An 18545-nucleotide genomic window follows, 5' to 3' on the forward strand; every position below is an offset into this window, starting at 1 on the left:
AAAATACAAAAATGATATAACAACAAGCCCATTCTCAATATACTCAAATAAAGAAGAAAAACCATACAGTCTCCACGGCTGTATGGTTTTTTTGACCAAAAAGTGACAAATTGTTATAAATGTCATTTGGAAAATTTTAAAAATATAGTAACTTAAATGGGAGAACGGAAATCAATATAGTACAATAGAACTATAAAATGATAGTGTGGAGGTGGAGAAATGAATAATCCAATTGCAATTAACCAACGACACAAATCTATAGTTAAGGTTATTTGGGTTGTTTTCATCATGTTGTTCATACCTCTTAATGTCTATTGGAAAGACGTTTCTATAGTAAAAGAAATCAGCATTGTTGTTCTACCTCTCCTACTATTTTTAACGTATTTATCTGTGAAAAAGAGACGAAATAATCTATCAATATATTTACTAGCAATCATGTCGTTTTATGTATTAAGTTTATTAAATCATCAATCTAGCGGGTATGCCTACCTTTTTATCCTTAGTCTGCCACCACTATTGAACAGTAAAGGACTCGAAGTCGAAGCAAATTTACAAAACCAGTTCAGATTATTAAATGGAGTATCCGAAGCGATTAATACCTTATTCACAAAAACTAACCAAAAAGAAGCAATCAATGAGGCGTTAGCACTGATCGGATATGCTACTAAAGTTGATTGTATTCATCTTTTTGAGAATACTTTTTCTGAGAGTCGAAACGAATACCTTCTAGTAGAGCGGTATCGGTGGGGTAAAGAAGCTAATCTGGCTGATTCCCGTAATAATGAAATGCAATATATAAACACTGGTAGGTCTCATTGGGTTGGAATTTTATCTTCTGGGGTGACAATTCAGGGCCCTGCTTCTGCATTCCCTGAACCTGAACGATACACATTTGAATTAAATGGGATTCGTTCTATCCTAGTCCTTCCAATATTTATCGATGACTATTTTTGGGGCTTTATTTGTTTGGAAGATTGTGAAAATGAACGTTACTGGAATCTAGATGAAGAAAACACTCTTTTAACAGCAGCATCAGCATTAGGCGTTGCGGTTAAACGATTAGATTGGAAGAAGCAGGAAGAAAAGCTCAAGCAGCGTTCAGTCAGACTAGAAGCGTTAATTTCCCATATGGATTCTGGCATTGTCGCAGAGGACAAGCAAAATCGATTATTTCTAATTAATGAGCAGTTTTATCAAATAATGGGGGTTCCACCACTACATGAAAGGGGACAAGGAATATCCCGTGAGCAGTTTTTTGATGAAGTAAAGAATTTCTTTAAGCAAGGAGAATTAATCGCGAAACGAAATAAGGAAATTTTTTTAAGCCGAAAAAAGGTAATCGGAGAGGAGTGGGTGTTGAAGGATGAAAGGATCATCAGTCGTGATGCCATTCCAATTTTTACAAATGGTGAGTTTGACGGATACCTATGGCAATTTAGAGAAACAACTGAACAAAAAAGACATGAACAAAAGCTTAAAGAAGCATCAATCATTGATGGGTTAACCAAAATATACAATCGGCGCTACTTTGATGAAAAGTTAGAAAAAGAGTGGGGGCGTTGTAAAAGAGGGGCTAAACCGCTCACTTTAATATTGTTTGACATCGATGGCTTTAAAATTTTCAACGACACATACGGTCATCAAAAAGGGGACAAGTGTCTTATTCAAGTAGCGCAAACCGCCAAAGAAATACTCAGACGGCCGTCTGATGTCGTATGTCGTTATGGGGGAAGAATTTGTTGTAATTCTACCTGAGACCCATCAAAAAGGGGGAATAAAAGTTGCCGAAAAAATTCGCAAAGCAATTCTCGAACTGAAAATCAATCATTTATCATCAACGGTAAATGACTATGTTACTTGCAGTCTTGGTGTCGCGACCGTCATTCCGACAATGGTTATTTCTCCAGAAGAAATCATCAGGATGGCTGACCAAGCGCTGTATACCTCAAAAACCTTAGGGCGAAATTGCGTGAGCTTTTATCGGTTCCAAAAGCACAACATTGTGAACTAAGTGACGTTATATTAAGATTATCCAAATTAGCATCTATGATAAAAGAAAAAGCGCAGATTGGGTCTGCGCTTTTTGCGATTTTATTAGCTTGTTAATCTCTTGGGAAATTTTCCAATAACAAACACCACTCACTTTTTTCCTGTTTATCAAGTATTAAACAAACCTCATATAAATATTTATCATCATCCAATTCCCTTTTCCATACTACAGTTCCAAATAACTCCAGCTCAACACCAAGGATGTTTGCATTGAATTGTAAAACTAAATCAGGTTGGATGGAAAGCTTCGTTGTTGATTCTACTTGAAGTCCATTGATTCCAATTTTGGTAATCATTACATCTGTTGAACCAAGGCTTAGCTTTTCACCGCTGATTTCCGAAATCGACATCTTAGCTAGTATGGTGCAAGGTAAAGCAATCTCTGAATTCTGTTTTTGTACCGAAGCTATCGATCCTGCTATCCAATTCCACGGTTTTGGTGCGCAATTTTTTTGAACGAGGAATTCCTCTAGCTCGTTTTGTAACACTGGTCTACTATATAAATAGCCTTGAACTTCCTCACACTCCATTTGCTGTAGAAATTGAAGCTGTTCTTCCAATTCAACCCCTTCGGCGACGGTAATAATCTTTAGTCTTTTTGCAAGTTGTACGATGGAACTGACGATTTCAGTACTATCTGATTCGGTTGGTATATCTCTAATAAACGAGCGGTCAATTTTCACTGTGTTCGCTTTTACCTTTTTCAAATAGCTAAGCGAGGCATAACCCGTTCCAAAGTCATCAATTGCAATCCGAATACCAAGTGCTTTAAGTTCACTAATTTTTGCTAAAACATTCTTTTCGTCCTTCATCACAGCTGTTTCTGTAATTTCAATTTCCACCCATTTAGGATCGATGCCAGTTTCCTTGAGGATTCGGTCAACTACCTGAATCATATCGGGTTGCATAAATTGGTGCACTGAGAAGTTTACAGAAACAGTAATCGGCATAAAGCCTTGGTCTTGCCAGCATTTGTTTTGGCGACAGGCTTCATGGAGGACAATTTCGCCGATTGAGTGAATAAATCCGCCTTCCTCCGCTAATGTGATAAACTCAACTGGAGAGACGAGTCCCCACTTAGGATGCTTCCACCTTACTAACGCTTCAGCTCCGACAATTAGGTCCGTTTTTGCATCGATTCTAGGCTGGTAGACTAGGAAAAACTCATTGTTTTTCACAGCTTTACGTAAATCTTTCATTAATGAAAAACGTTTGTATGTCTCTATATCCATATTTGGGGAAAAAATTTGGTAATGATCCTTGCCCTTTTCTCTTGCTTGATATAAAGCAGAAAACGCATGTTTAATTACATGCTTAATATTCGTGCTGCTATCAGGGTAAACACTTACGCCGATATTGCAGTTAAGATAATGTTCAAATTCATTGATCAAGAAAGGCTGTTTAAATAATTGAACAAGTTCTTTTGTAACTTTTTTGATATTTTTGTCCAAATCCGGAAAGATGATGGCAAACTCTTTCCCGTTTAAGCGAAACAGAATACCTTGCGTACCGGTGTATTTCTTCAATCGAATCGATGCTTCCAACAGTAACCGATCTCCAGTTTCCGTACCAAAGGAATCATTAACAAATCTAAATCCATGCAGGTCAACAATGAATAAGGAAAACTTCCCATCAATTTTTGACTTCGCCCGTTCCTGTTCATCGATAATTCTCCATTCGAATTGTCTTATATTCGGGAGCTTAGTTGAAAAATCGTAGTATTCCGTTTCATAAAGCTTATGATAATTTTCGCGGATCTCTTTTTCCATCACTTTTTGATCCGTAATATCTGAACGAATTCCAATAAATTGATACGGCCTACCGTGATAGTCAAAAAGTGGGACAATTGTAGACGCACCCCACCATATACTTCCGTCCTTAGCTTTGTTACATAGATCACCACGCCAAATGTTCCCACTCTTAATCGTATCCCATAATTGCTTATATAAATCGACAGAATGGTAGTTTGATTTAAGGATTCGATGATTTTGACCGATTAGCTCATTGCGGCTGAACTTTGATATTTCGCAAAACTTATCGTTAACATAAATAATATTTCCGTTCACATCCGTAATCGAAACGGTGGCAGCTTGATCAAGTGCATATTTGAAGTCTTCTAGTTCCTTGCGTGTGTTTTTTATTTGGTTTTCGTGATGTTTCCGATGAGAAATATCCTCTATCAAAATCATTGCGCCATTACAGTTTCCCTCATGGTCATATAATGGTGTGGTATATACTAAACAATTAAGCCATGTACCATCTTTTCTTATTCTTTTAACCTCAATTCCGGTTAATGAGTGTCGTTTCGTGGAGTTCATTAGCTTTTTAACAAATTTTACACTATTAAAATTTGGAATGAGGGGATAGGGTTGATTTAGTACTTCTTCTTTATTCCAACCAAATAGCACTTCAGCAACCTGATTCCAATTTTTAACCAACCCATTTATATCAAGCGTTATATGGGCCAATGATGATCCATTGAATATGGAATTAGCATTGATTTCCCAAGTTACGTGTTCGGTAACATCGAGCAGCTGGAGCCGGATGATTCCCTCATGTATTTTATGATATAAGACCTTTAAGTAAAGTGGACTATTATCGTGTTTTTTTCCTCTAATATGAAAAGCTGCATCACTATTTTTCTCGTTGATGGTTCCTGCCAGTATTTTGTTTAAATCTTCAGCTTCAAATAAGTCTACTAATCTTTTAGCTTTCAGCTCGTCACTGGTATAACCAAATATGGAGCAAAAGTATGTGTTCGCAAACAATTGGTCTCCATTTTCATTTATCAAAATGATAGCAATCTTTAATTCCTTATAAACTCGATTTATATCTTCTTCATTGATAAAATCATATTGTGTAAATCGTATTTCGTTTTCCATTTCGTTAGCCCCCTAAGTAATCAACGAAACGAAATACAGTGGCAGCAAGTCAGGAAAAGTCACTATTTATCAACTTTTTTACTACATGTAAAAATTTTCCCGTACCTTTTAATGTTATAAAAAAATCAGTAAAAAACCGACGACTTTTATCACATTTTTTAGTGCTTTATCATAGAAAAGCGCTGTTTTTTTCCAGTGGAGACGGTAGATATTAAAAAATGAGAGCTAATTAAATATTGAATTATGAAAACCTATTGACCTTTACGCAGCGTAAAGGTGTAACTTAAGGATGTGGGGAGGTAATCGCATGGAATATACAGTGCAAAAGCTGGCCAGTCTCGCTGGAGTAAGTACGAGAACGTTACGGTATTATGATGAAATTGGGATTCTTAAGCCGGCAAGGATCAATTCATCAGGATACCGGATCTACGGTCAAGATGAAGTAAACAAACTTCAGCAAATTTTATTTTACCGTGAATTAGGAGTGAATCTCGAAGCAATCAGAGAAATCGTAACCGCTCCTACCTTTGATGGTGCCAAAGCGCTGAAAGAACATCGCGAAAAGCTCCTTGAAAGACGGCAACAATTAGAATTATTAATTGCCAACGTTGAAAAAACGCTTGCCTTAACCGAAGGGAGAATAACGATGAGTGATAAAGAAAAGTTTGAAGGATTTAAGAAAAAGCTAATAGATGACAACGAGCAAAAATATGGAAAAGAGATCCGCGCGAAGTACGGCGAAGATGTCGTGGAAAAATCAAATGCGAAAATGATGAACATGACCCAGGAGCAATTTGATGAATCCACGGCGTTAGCAGAACAAATTCACATCACCTTAGCTGAAGCGTTCAAAACAGGTAACCCGGCAGGAGAGCTAGCTCAAAAAACAGCTGACCTACACAAAAAATGGCTCATGTTCCACTGGCCGCAATATAGTAAAGAGGCTCATGCCGGTCTAGCGCAAATGTATGTCGATGATGAACGGTTTACCGCCTACTATGACAAAGATCAACCAGGTGCCGCACAATTCCTACGAGATGCTATTCAAATCTACACAGGGATGAAACAACAGTAATAACTTATCTTGAGAGCGACTAGCATCATACTGGTCGCTTTTTTTTGTGGAAAAACACTGATTTTTCTGTTAAATGGTATAATTAATTCAATGAATTGATTTGAAAAGGATGGGGCAAATGGGGGATAAATTAAGAGTTTCACTTGTGCAAATGAGAGTAACCAATCAAGTTGTAGAAAATGTTAACACCGCGATAGAATTAATTCGCGAAGCTGCAAAAAGCAAACCGGATGTAGTAGTGCTACCTGAAAATTTTCATATCATGGGACGGAAAAGTGAGTTTTTTGAAGCAGCAGAGACCATTGATGGTCCAACCTTAACAACCTTAAAGGATTTAGCAAAAGAACTCGAACTTTACATAGTCGCAGGAACGATGTATCTCCGTGAAGATGGGCAGGGAAAATTAAAGAACACCTGCTGCGTCATCAATCCAGAGGGTGAAATACAGGATACTTATGAAAAAGTTCACACCTTTAGTGCACAAATCGGTGACGTGGCGATTGATGGCAGCAAAGTCGAGGAAGCTGGAGATAAACTGGTTGTGACGAATATTAAAGGTGTACCGGTGGGTTTGAGTGTTTGTTTTGATATTCGTTTTCCTGAAATGTTCAGGATATTAGCTTTAAGGGGAGCAAAGGTAATCCTAACACCAGCGATTTTCTTACTTCATACGGGTAAAGATCATTGGGAGGTGCTTCTCCGTGCAAGAGCGATTGAAAATCAAGTCTATATGGTTGCGCCAGCTACCTTCGGGAAATTTCCGCCTCATAATGAATGGAGTTACGGCAGAAGTATGGTTGTCGATCCATGGGGTGTCGTAACTGCACAAGCTTCCGATCAAACCTGTGTCATCACCTCTGATCTTGACTTAGTCTATGTTGAGAATGTTCGAAAACGGGTGCCAACACTAAGCAGGCGCCGTCCAGACGTGTACGACTGGTCTGAGTATTAGAATCTAATCAAAATCAAAAAAAATCACTCCATTATTTATGAAGTGATTTTTTCTTTGTTAGAGGGAAAATTAGCCTTGTTTAACTTCTTCCCAATAATATTGAATGGCTTCCTTACGCACGACCTCAGGACATTCAACTTCGTCTCCCCAATGGTCATAATTGTTTTCACCGTTGATATGGTGAATATCAACACTATAGAATTTATCTTTGTATTTAAAGATTACGACGATCATTTCAGAATAACCGGCATCATCATTTCCTAGCTCCTGGATAAATTCAAGCCCGTATGCTTCATGGCTTCTTCCTTCTGCAACTGATTCAAGAATAATATTCTTAGGGAACTTCATCATTATCGCTCCTTCATTTTTATAAGCGTATTTTAATACGCTACTAAATAAAAAGAAATAACCTATGCTATATTAATGTGTCTAATTTGTGACAAAAGCAAACGGGGTACAATAACTAGAAAGAGAATATAACAAAAGGATTTCGATTTTCATAAAGTTATTAAGGTTAACACTGTTATTTAATGAAGTCTTAATAAATATTTATGATTGACTGTATACCTACCTGGGTATATTATATAGTGGAACAATTTTTTAAGTTATGGAGGTTAACTATATGGTGAAAATTACACAAGCTGCAATATCTGCAATAACGAAAGAAGTCCAGGACGTTATGAACGAAGGTAAAATGCCCCTTATTCGTTTAACGATGGGCATTGGCTGAGGGGGTCCACAGCTTCGTTTGGCTCTGGAAGAGTCAGCTTTAGAAAATGATGAAATAACAGAAATCAGCGGTATCCAGTTTCTGGTAAATGAAAGAGATAAGGTATATTTTGATAATGCAAAAATTGATTTTACTAACAATTTATTCGGTGGCGGACAATTCAAAGTGCTCAAAGTTTAAATAGTTAATAGAAAGAGCCTGTCAACACGCCTAAATTAGCGGGAGACAGGCTCTTTCTATTAACTGTCATCTACAAAATAATCAAATATAAAAAAGTAAAATAATAAGTGCTAAACTCTGTAATTATCTCTCCAATAGTCTTAATACCTGCGACTATTATTATAATGGAGAAAATAAAAAGAAGGACCGGTAAAATGAAATGTTTGAATATCACAGAAAAAACCCCTTTTCACAGCGGAATTTTGATTATGAAATATTCTAAATATCCATTATTAAAATAATAAAAGATTATTGTTAACTTTTTATAAATTTACAACTTAGTTATAATCACGAACAAATGGTCCTTACACAATAATCCGTAATATTAATGACTAGTAATGGAAACAAAAAAACCGAAAAACCCAGTATTAATGGTTTTCGGCTTTTTTTAGGATGGAGAATAGGGGGCTCGAACCCCTGACCTCAACGCTGCCAGTGAAGCGAGTAGGTTTTCTAGATTAAGAGATTTGCAATAGTAGGCTTGATAAACTAAGGTAATTAAGACATTCAACTTTATATATCCGAGGATTTGGGATAACTCCAAATAGAAAAAGTGTGACCAAAAATGTGACCATTACAAATAACTTAATTCATTCTAGTTAATCAAATTAATAACTTGATTTGGTCAAGAAATATTTCACCTTTAATAATTAAATCTGCAGGGGAATCAATGATTTCAATACGAACATTTTTTTTACCTACATTAAAAATCCTATAGATGCAATAATTCTCCATGTTCTTAAACATCCAATCCCATTCTTTTCTTGAAAAATCTACTTGTGATTTATTATCCGATGGTGTTGATTTTACCTCAATATATTTTATAGAATTATTTTCTTCAATAACAAAATCATAAGGCAAGTAGCTTTCATTTTGTAGGTTATTCCATGTAACTCTAATAATCATCATGTTGTTTTTATATAATTCAAATCCAGTATTATTTTCTAAAAGCCGTAATTCGCTATGTCTGTTTCTGTATTGTGTTTTTAGATAATAATAAGTTGCAACTTCCCCCATTTTCCAATGTCAACTTTAACATCATCGTCTTGGATAGTATCGTATTCTTTATTATCATCATTTATAATTGTAGAATTTAAATTCCTATTAAATACATTCAAGGTAGAGTAATTAATATCTGATGCTTTTACCTCTGGAGAAAAAATGGTAAGTTGATTATTTGGAGAATCATTAGAATCTTCAGTATTAGTATGTTCATCATTCTCAAATTCTCTACTATTAGAATGGTCCTCTTTATAAAATTTTTCTTCACTTAAAACAGAATTTGAATATGTGAAAAATTTATAATCTCTCTCCAAAAACCATTTTTTCAATTGATTTAAATCAAGCTGTAAAATCAATGTTAATTCATTTTCTATATTCTCAAGACCAAAATAACTACATAAAGAATTGCTTAGAGAATACAAGGTAAGTGGACTATTCCATTCATCAGCATAATAAAAATTAAAATTATTGTCGTACCAAGTATTAGTCTTTTGCCTATAAATGATGACATTATTAACTTCATAAACTAGTTCCATCATTTCAACTTTATAAAAATTTGTCCTTTGTAATTTCTCATTAAACCTTTGATGAACAGGTTTAGGATCTTCATAGGTAAAATTTGAATACAAACTACATATATAATCAATCTTTTCCTTTAGCTGAATAAATAGATTATCATCATGTTTTCTAATTTTTGTTTTTAATTCTAAATTATTATAAGAAATAATTGGGATTTCAAAAAGATTACAAATCTCCTTTTGTTCATTGAGTTGTATGGTTGTTGGAATTTTTATAAAGTATTCCGAATTAGCAGGTTGCGCTACCCCAGCGACCATGAAACAAAACAATTGATTAAGGTTTCTATAAGTATCATCAGTTGCCAATAACTTTCCTGTGCTATTCCATAATTTAATTTTTTCAATTACTTCTTTTTCTGATTCTTTATTCTGAAGTAACAAATGTTTATAAAGTAAGGATATAATATCTACCTTTTTGTGTGAAAAATCCTCATTACTTATTATTTTAAATACATTTAAAATATCATCTACATCAAGAATTCTTTTTAATTTCAAAAATTCTATTTGTTCTTCAGTTAAGGTAATATCAAGATCAACTACTGGTAAATATTCTGAAAGTAAGGATCTTAATTTTGGAGTGTATATGTCCACAGACTTATAAACCTTCCTATCAAATGAAGGTATACTTGGGAAATTACAAACTCTATATTGAATATAAGAATCAATTTTATTATCACTAATCATTGTATGATAACTTGTATCTATACTTAGTTCATGAAGTGCTATCCAATATTCTTGAAATATTATCTTCCAGAATATTTTTGCGAAAGAATAGTCGCTAAGAAATTCCATAAATTCGACATATACAAAATTATTTATTTGGTGTTGTGAATCCCTATATCCATAAGTTCTTGAGGGGTAGATATTACTTGAATCTATGTAATCAGTTAAATAGGTTGAGATCTGCGGGTAATTACTTTGCAAAGTACGTCTATAGGTTTTTCCTCTTTCTGGGAAAATCTTTACTTTTTCTCTAACACCTATTTTTAAGAATAAATCCTTCCAACCAGATATATCTTCCCGTTTTTCAACGTAATTTTCAGAAATAAAATTACCATCATTAAGAATATTTTCTATTTTTAATTCTGGATCATATAAATTTGATAAATAACATTTTTCGGGTAACAGAATTTTTGATTTTGAGGTAAGTAGCCATAGCTTTTTTAGCTTTTGATAGTCAAGGTCACTCAATTTACCACTTTTGTATACTTTAAATACAAATTGACCAACTATAATAGCATTACTTGCATTAATTAATTTATGTTCTATCATGTGATAAATTGATCTTCTTAATATTTCAATTTCGGATGAATCCTTTACACCAATTGAATTCAACCATTCATTTTTGTTTTTGTCACTTTGAATGTGCTCAAGTATGTATGGATGCAAAAATTCTAATTGAATAAAGTCAAATTCTCTACCATTCTTTAATGGATAATAAATAGTACTAGGGCTACAAAGGTTACATCCTTTGCTTAACAAAAAATTAATATCATTTAGCTTTTTGAGCCAATCTTCTTGTTTTTTTTCCGTGGTGGAATTAATGAAAAATAAAATAAGCTTTAAATTATTTTCAGGAATTTTTATTATTTCTTGAAAATTAAACCACTCTATCAATTTAGTAAGCTTTTCAAAATTAAATGTTTGTGCTCCTAATGCTATTAATTTATTAGTATTATTAATTGTTGATGCTGCGATAAAATATTTATCATCATAAAATTTTTCAATAATCTTGGTATCGAAATAATCAGAGAGATTAATTTGATCTATCAGACATTCATTAACTTTTAGCAATTTACCATTTATTCGCCCTGGAATAAATCCAATATTACTAATTGCATATTCCAATCCTTCGTTATAACTTTTTTTTACTTTTGTATTTGGCTGGGGAAATTTCTCTTTTATTAAGCAAGTTATTTGATTTTTATAAATAGAATTGGCAAGCTCAGAAAGCCATATAATTTTATAATGAGCTATTTGGAATAATAAGAAAAAGTTCCAATCATTCTCTAACAAATCAGACCTTTCAGCATTTAAAATAAAGTCGCCATTTATTAAAAAAGGAAATTGCATATTTAATTTAGTTGGTAAATAAGAATAAATTAACGATTCCTTAACACGAACTAATTTTCCGTCCTCAATCTTTGCAGCAAATGTCAATTTTGTCTTGTTTGTTAATTTTAATTTTTCAGGACATTCTTGATCTGACAATTGGTTTAACTTTTTCTTTAGCTCTGCAGGAACATTAATGATAAAATCTTTTATCAGCCATGTACTCCTAATTTGTTCATTGTAATAGATTTGATTGAACCCATTTATTTCTTTTTTTTCAACTTTAAAGAGTCGATTTGATTTATCATAAAAAGAGATTGTTACGACATTTCTTAAAAAAAGAGTTATTTGGGGGTCTTTAAAAACCTCAGTAATCTCTTCTAATATTCTTTTTTTACTATCTATGGAGATAATTGTGGTTACTTTCTCTTTGTCTATGTATAAGTTTACTTCACTTGGAATTTCATTTTCAGACCAAATAGGTATAATTTGCCAAGGATAATCATTTTTTTCTCTCCATAATTTGTAATCCTTGTCAAATCTAAAAACAAAATTATTAGATTTGATATAAACACAAGGTGAAATTCCAAAAACGGATTTGAAGCCAATACCTTTATAACCAGTTTTTTCGGTATCCTTTGCTTTACCACTGTCACCACTAGCTACATTGGAAATCCCTCTTACATCATCATTTGAAAAATGTTTTCCACTATGGGAAAAGATAAGATAATTATCAGTTAAGATAAAATCTACTTTAACTCCTTCTCCTGGTTGTTTTGGTGAATCATCGGCATTTTGTAAGAGCTCAAATACAAATCTGTTTGTACTTCCGAAAACAGTACTAGTTAAAACATTGAGTAGACTTGCCAAACTTTTTGAATTATCATCATTTCTTGCTTTTATATAGAACAATTCTTCAATTAGCGACTGTTCCATGAATTTAATTCTCCTTTATTGCAGCTTTTTATTAATTTACAAAAGCATCAATACATTTTTTGTCGTAAATTGTCTGTTTTTGATCTTGCTTTTACTGAATTAACAATTAAATCAGTCACTATTAAGGTGCAATTAATCTTTCGAAACAAAAGTCTAATTGATTAATTTAATAATGCCTTTTCTCTTATTTGATCTAATTCTTTAAGGAAGTTATTATGAACTGAATACATATCCTTTGTAAGACATTTTTTGTAGTTGGTAAGCCGTATTAGGTTAGCAGCTTGATGTTCTACTCCAGTTGATCTTTCACTACCAATTATGACCTGCCCATCATCAGATAGAAGTAGTTCTAATGCAGAATTTATATTTTGTAGATTATTTTCATCTTGTCCTTGTTGATTTGGAGTATCAATAACTAGGAATTTAAATGGTGTTGCTTCAGTTGATAGATTATATAAGTATAGGGCAATGTAATAAGAATAGATTACTCTAGGTAGTTCACTCCCAGTTTTTTTTATGACAGGCATGAAACTTCGAAATTTTATGGATACTCCAGATAAATCAAGTTTTTCAAAGAGTAAATTCATATATTCTTTTAAAGATTGTGTAATTTCGGTTTGCCTTTTTCTTGATTCAATAGATTTTATTTTCGATTGATAATCTTCTTTTAAACCAAGATATTCATCTCTATTTTTTCTAATATTTTTGATTTCATCGTAACTTGATAGAATCAATTCGTTTTTTCCTTCATTTTTAATTGTATTAATGGCATTTGTTTTTTCTTCTATCTCAATTAATTCTTTTCTGTGAATTTCATAATCAGAGTTTATTTTATTGTATTTTTGATCCAATAAGTCTATGGTGATTCCAATTTGCTCTAATTCTTTAGTAGCCTGAGTCAAGATGTTGGTGGCAGTTTGAATGTCTTTAATTATTTCAGATTTCTCTATTATTTCGTTATTATGTATTACTCCGCAAAAAGGACAAGTGATTTTCTCGTCTAATGTTGATGCAAAATTATGATCTTCAATTAGTTCCTCTGAATACATAGTTAAAGAATTAATAATAATTTTCTTTTCATATTGATCGTTTTGGAGTAGGCTTAACTCATTGCTAATTGCAATTCGTTCTTTTTCCATATTTGTAAGTTTGTCTAGTATATTCTTACTCTTAGTTAAGTCATCTTCAATAAATGATGTATCTGCTTCATCCAAATGTTGATCTCTTTTTATAAGATCTGATACAAAATCTTCTATATTTTTTATTTTTATCTCAATTTCTTTAATTAGAATTTTATATTTTTCAATTTCCTTTTTATGTTTAAAATACTCCTCTGTTTGATAACCAATTATATATTTAATTATCTGAGTGTCCCAATTAGAAATATAAGCAACTTTATTAAAGCTTCTGGCGATTGAATGCCAGCCTTTGTCCTGATCTATATATTGGAATGAAAAAAGATGGGGAGGAGTTATAGGCTGTTCTTTTCCATTTTTGTCAATCCAAGTTGCATTTATATTGAATAATTCTAAAAACTTTTTCGAGAAATCCGAAAAACTAAAAGAACCTTGAAAAAATAAGGACTTTAAATCATCTGTAGTTTTAAATAAAACATATGTATTATCTTGTCTTTCTAATAAATAATCTTTATCCCCAACGCTAAAAATAACTAAGGAGCGCTTATTCAACTTCTCCCAATCTTCGTCAAATTTTACTTCACAGCCAAAAGAATAAAAGATAGTTTTGATTAAAGATGACTTTCCAGTTTTATTTTTCCCTAAAATAATATTTAAACCTCTATGTAAAGGAACTTCTAATGATGCTTCATCTGATCTACTTATTATTAGTATCTTTTTTATCGTTAAATGTTTGCTTATCATTATTGATATCTCCCTTTAATGATTGAAGTCGTAGATTTCTAATAAGCCTTTTATAAGTTATTACTTTCTGTCGATAAGATTGTTTCATAAAATACACCTCTCAAAAGCATATTATCAATATCTTGATGTCTTGGTTGATTACGAAAGGAAGTTATTAACTTTTCTAATAAAGAGTTTAATTTACTAAAATCAGACATTTCTTCAAATTTTTCTTCAAGTAACACTTCTATTTCATCAATAAACAACCTAATTGTGTCTTGATATAAAGTATCTGAAACGTCTACTATTTTTTTGTGATGTTTGTTTAATTTTCTTAAAATAGCATTAATTTGTAAGTCGAGAAAGCCATTTTGTGTTAAAAAGTCCTTTATGTTTTTATATATTTCGTTATGTTTAGGCATAGTACTAAAGGTTGCTTCCAATTGCTTGAATATATCAGAAGAAATCCCTTTTTGCTGTTTAAGGTCTTCGTAACTAATTGGAGTGGAAATAATTGTTTTTGTTTTTTTTCGAACTGATTCAACTATTGTAGTTAAAAGGAGATACCCGCTTTTAATATCTAAATTAAACTTGCTTGCAACTTCAAAAAAAACTCCTTTTACCTGATCAACATGTCCTTCAAGAGTCAAAGGGGACTTAGTCAAGTGTGTATTTTGAACAAACCGATTGAAAACTTCTTCAAATTCAGTCTGAGTTAATGTAGGGTATTCTTTTTGAGCAAGTTTTTTTATTGTATTGAATAAATCTAAATCTTCCATCTCTAATACTTTTCCATCTTTTATGATAGATTGCCATTTTAAAATATCAGTATCAAAATTAATATTTGATATAAAATGACACTTGCTACAATCATTAGAGAATTTATGAAAATTATAAAATATAAATCCTAGAAATGAATTTTTATAAGTACCATTTGGTCGTTTAGCCTTTCGAAAAAGGTCTTTTAGAGACCAAGTTTTTTTGGTTTCACTAGTCTTAACTTGGAAAAACTCCATACAATTTGGCGAACTAGTATTTTCGCTTTCTGCCATATCGTCATGAAATTCACAAAAAATAAGAAACTCTTTTTGTTTTTGAAAGTTGTCAAGCATGTGATATACAATCCAATGTGCTTGATATTCATAACGATTATAAGAATCTGATCCTGCTTTTTCACGTAATTGAGTAACTAAAATATTTTTCATAATTTCCTCCTGCCTTTACAGGATTTACTATTTCCTTTTTTTAGTTTACTACAATATTTTACAATCTTCTACAAACTATTGATAAAACACATTTTATGAGTTTAGTATGAGAAATTTTAATGAGAAGTTTAATTCGTATTGTCTAAATAATTAATTATATATTATTCCAGTGAGTATAATGGATCAGATTTTAAAGTTGGGTACAAAAAATATTTAACTTCTAGTAATAATATTGGAACCATCTTGTGAGAACCTTTTCCCAATTTTAATGCTTTCCTAACATCCAAATATTTGGAGGTCATAATCATGAGGAATTATTTAGTCAAGCAAACTGAGCAAGGGGAGTTATTCGAGTTTAAAGAAAAAGGTAGAAAAAAATTATCAGCAAAAAGAATTAATATTGTAAGTTTAAAAATAGTCCGTGAGAAAAGTATGCTGTATCCAAAAAGATCAGTTAGATCACCTGAGGATGCATATGACATACTAAAAGGTTTATTAGCTGATGCAGATCGTGAATATTTTATCGTCATGTGCCTTGATACAAAAAATCAACCAACAACTATTAATGTCTGTCATGTTGGAAGTTTAAATGCAAGCATTGTACACCCTAGAGAAGTCCTAAAATCTGCAATTCTGTCAAACTCAGCTTCAATGATAGTAGCTCACAATCATCCTAGTACTAACACTAATCCTTCAAAAGAGGATATTGATGTTACGAGGCGACTCGCTGAGTCTGGTAAAATTGTAGGCATAGATTTAATTGATCATCTTATTATTGGTGGGGATCATTTTTATAGTTTGAAAGAACATGGATACCTATAGATAAAGAAAAAAACAGAAAAGAGTCAGTCAGTTTTATCTTTGATATTCTCGAAAATAAATTTGTTTTTTAAACGAAAGGGCACACTTTTAAATGCATATTCTTTATTAGTTACAAAAACCATGAAATATTATTGAATCAATGTTTATAAATTGTGTAATTGGTCCAAAATATAGATGTAACACCCAATCAATAATAAATAATAATTTAACTATCAAGGCGTTTTCATACAAAAGGTATATAACGAAATGAAAAGAAGATCAAGAGTCGGTACTATTTTGATTTGCTTTTGTTTTCAATCCCTTTTGTATTTAAGCGCCTTTTACTTTTTTTGGAGGTGATCTTAATCGAATATCTATTTTGAATTAATTAAAAAGACAAATAGTAGAATGATGAAAGGAGGATGATGATGGGATTTTTAAGAAAAATAGTAAGTGGTACATCTGGTGGGCTTGTTGGAGGGGCAACAGGTGCTACATTATTAACAGGAGTAGGATTTTTATTAGGTGGACCAGTAATTGGTGCAATTTCATTTGGAGTAGGAACTGTTGTAGGAACAGCTGGAGGAGCAATTGCTGGGAATGAATTATCAAAAAAAGTAGGTGAAAGTGAAAATGGGAAATAATAAATTCGAAGATGGTGCTAATGTAGGCTTTAATGCTTTTATTGATCTTGTTACAGGAGAAAAAGACCTACTAGAAGCAATGGATGATGTAAAGACCCAATTAGAAGAAAAGTCTGAATAAAATTCTTGTGTAAGAATCCAATGATTTAAATTGGGTTCTTATTTTTTTGAGTTTGAAGAAAAGTATAACAGATAATTAATCCATCTGGTTCTTTCGAATATCTAGCGTTATTGAAAATTTAATTTAAAGTCATTCAGATTGAACAAACCAGGTCTAGTTTCCAACCTACGAATGGCGATTAGGAAGTTGGCTTTAAACGAAGAATTTAGTTCAATATCAAGGCTCAATTTTAGCTGGAAAGGTGGATAAATCGGATTTGAGCTAAAAACACCTTGGAAAATACAAAACGATATTCATCTGGTAGTTGATATTAAATTCTCTATAGATTTTTACTTTATATTTTACTAAATAAAAATATCTCTAATTTTGTCATACAAATTTTCTAAATATGTTATCTTCCATTCTGAAGGTAAAACAACAGGGTTTATCCCTAATTTCCTTAATTGGTTAATGCGTTTGCTAAATGTGTCTGCAGGATCTTGTGTATTATTTTCACTTAGAAAGGCTTCTTTTGCTTCAACAATACTTCCACATTTATCAATCAATTTTAATATTATTTCAAGCTCTATCTGCTTTTGATGATCATTCACCTTTTCTTTTATTATTTTTAAGGCGGTATTTAATTTATAATAATTACCTTTACCCACAATTTGTTTGTAAAATTTAAGAACCTCCTTTTTACAGCGCTCCTGATTTAAAACATCCATTACTAATTCATTGCCATCTCTTACTTGAGTTTCAAAACGTAAAATTCCCTTTGTCTCTGAAAAATCTAGAAATTTCTTATGAGCTTTCTTTTCTTTTTCCAATAAAGTCTCGTATCTGTTATACCAATTAACAGTTTTATTAACGGACATCAAATAGACATTGGTTTTGGAATCCTTGTATTTTTGAGTCTGTGGATTTATAAGAAAATAATCAGGAATATTACCTTTCTTAAATAAAAACAAATATTTAGGGATTATTTCTTCATCAATTTTTAAATCAATTGCTGCTTCTATTCTAAGTGCTTTCCATTTAAAAAAATCAGGTAATTTTAAAGATAAAATGTCATTTAGTATATAATTGAAACCAATGCTTATCTCTTCAAATTCTGAGATTGATGTCAGTTGATAGTAGCCTTTGGAATCAATTAATAATTTAGGTCTTAATCGAATTTCAATAGAATAGTATTTCCATTTATTTTTTCTTAATCGAATTTCCTGAAATCCGTATTTAGCTAAGCCATTAGTAATATAAACATCCTTATCCCAAGAATCCCTTCGAAGCTGGTGAGATCTAAAGTTCTGTTTCAAGAAGTTCTGCAAATTTTTAAATATGTTATTGTAATCAGAGTTTGTCAATCTATAACTTATATACATCATGTCAATCAACTAACATCCCTCACTAACACCCCCAAAAATGCCTGCACCAGTAGATACCATTAGCGGAGGGGGTATA

The 18545-nt window shown here is 32.1% G+C and carries 13 protein-coding genes and 1 pseudogene; 7 read left to right on the plus strand and 7 right to left on the minus strand.

Annotated elements, in window-relative coordinates; all coding sequences use genetic code 11:
* Positions 1-435 precede the first annotated feature (435 nt).
* Positions 436-2011: pseudogene (locus RGF10_RS05040) on the plus strand (diguanylate cyclase domain-containing protein).
* Between the two features lie 91 nt (positions 2012-2102).
* On the opposite strand, the gene RGF10_RS05050 reads toward RGF10_RS05040, so the two are convergent.
* The gene (locus tag RGF10_RS05050) at positions 2103-4931 is read right to left on the minus strand and encodes an EAL domain-containing protein (RefSeq protein ID WP_318507837.1); all 2829 of its coding nucleotides are present in this window, start codon (positions 4929-4931) and stop codon (positions 2103-2105) included.
* A 307-nt stretch (positions 4932-5238) separates the two neighbouring features.
* Between RGF10_RS05050 and RGF10_RS05055 the strand changes: the two genes are divergently transcribed.
* On the plus strand, positions 5239-6006 hold the full coding sequence (locus RGF10_RS05055) for a MerR family transcriptional regulator (protein ID WP_318507839.1): 768 nt from the start codon (positions 5239-5241) through the stop codon (positions 6004-6006).
* 118 nt (positions 6007-6124) lie between these two features.
* Positions 6125-6958, plus strand: coding sequence for a carbon-nitrogen hydrolase family protein (locus RGF10_RS05060; RefSeq protein ID WP_318507841.1), 834 nt, complete (start codon positions 6125-6127; stop codon positions 6956-6958).
* 69 nt (positions 6959-7027) lie between these two features.
* Here the strand turns inward: RGF10_RS05060 and RGF10_RS05065 are convergent, their stop codons facing one another.
* Positions 7028-7309, minus strand: coding sequence for a hypothetical protein (locus tag RGF10_RS05065; RefSeq protein WP_318507842.1), 282 nt, complete (start codon positions 7307-7309; stop codon positions 7028-7030).
* A 397-nt stretch (positions 7310-7706) separates the two neighbouring features.
* Here RGF10_RS05065 and RGF10_RS05070 point away from each other — a divergent pair, with 397 nt between their 5' ends.
* Entirely contained in the window at positions 7707-7868 is a 162-nt protein-coding gene (locus RGF10_RS05070; RefSeq protein ID WP_318507844.1) for a hypothetical protein, read from the plus strand.
* Between the two features lie 642 nt (positions 7869-8510).
* Here the strand turns inward: RGF10_RS05070 and RGF10_RS05075 are convergent.
* From RGF10_RS05075 to RGF10_RS05090, 4 genes are all read right to left on the minus strand, one after another.
* Positions 8511-8924: a protein NO VEIN domain-containing protein gene (locus RGF10_RS05075; RefSeq protein ID WP_318507845.1), complete on the minus strand. Its 414-nt coding sequence runs from the start codon at positions 8922-8924 to the stop codon at positions 8511-8513.
* Positions 8894-12475, minus strand: coding sequence for a sacsin N-terminal ATP-binding-like domain-containing protein (locus RGF10_RS05080; protein WP_318507847.1), 3582 nt, complete (start codon positions 12473-12475; stop codon positions 8894-8896). The genes RGF10_RS05075 and RGF10_RS05080 overlap by 31 nt, the downstream gene beginning before the upstream one ends.
* A gap of 161 nt (positions 12476-12636) precedes the next feature.
* Positions 12637-14355 (minus strand): hypothetical protein, encoded by a 1719-nt coding sequence (locus tag RGF10_RS05085; RefSeq protein ID WP_318507849.1) that lies wholly within the window; start codon positions 14353-14355, stop codon positions 12637-12639.
* A gap of 50 nt (positions 14356-14405) precedes the next feature.
* Positions 14406-15539: a dsDNA nuclease domain-containing protein gene (locus tag RGF10_RS05090; RefSeq protein WP_318507851.1), complete on the minus strand. Its 1134-nt coding sequence runs from the start codon at positions 15537-15539 to the stop codon at positions 14406-14408.
* A 306-nt stretch (positions 15540-15845) separates the two neighbouring features.
* Between RGF10_RS05090 and radC the strand changes: the two genes are divergently transcribed.
* The 3 genes from radC to RGF10_RS05105 all read left to right on the plus strand — a co-directional run bounded on the left by radC (position 15846) and on the right by RGF10_RS05105 (position 17105).
* Positions 15846-16361: a RadC family protein gene (gene radC, locus RGF10_RS05095; protein WP_318507853.1), complete on the plus strand. Its 516-nt coding sequence runs from the start codon at positions 15846-15848 to the stop codon at positions 16359-16361.
* Positions 16362-16762: 401 nt separating this feature from the next.
* Positions 16763-16984: a glycine zipper family protein gene (locus RGF10_RS05100; protein ID WP_318507855.1), complete on the plus strand. Its 222-nt coding sequence runs from the start codon at positions 16763-16765 to the stop codon at positions 16982-16984.
* Positions 16974-17105: a hypothetical protein gene (locus tag RGF10_RS05105; RefSeq protein WP_318507857.1), complete on the plus strand. Its 132-nt coding sequence runs from the start codon at positions 16974-16976 to the stop codon at positions 17103-17105. The genes RGF10_RS05100 and RGF10_RS05105 overlap by 11 nt, the downstream gene beginning before the upstream one ends.
* Before the next feature lie 344 nt (positions 17106-17449).
* Here the strand turns inward: RGF10_RS05105 and RGF10_RS05110 are convergent, their stop codons facing one another.
* Entirely contained in the window at positions 17450-18478 is a 1029-nt protein-coding gene (locus RGF10_RS05110) for a hypothetical protein (protein WP_318507859.1), read from the minus strand.
* Positions 18479-18545: the final 67 nt, after the last annotated feature.

The sequence above is a fragment of the Bacillus sp. T3 genome (genome assembly GCF_033449965.1).
Classification (GTDB): domain Bacteria; phylum Bacillota; class Bacilli; order Bacillales; family Cytobacillaceae; genus Bacillus_BU.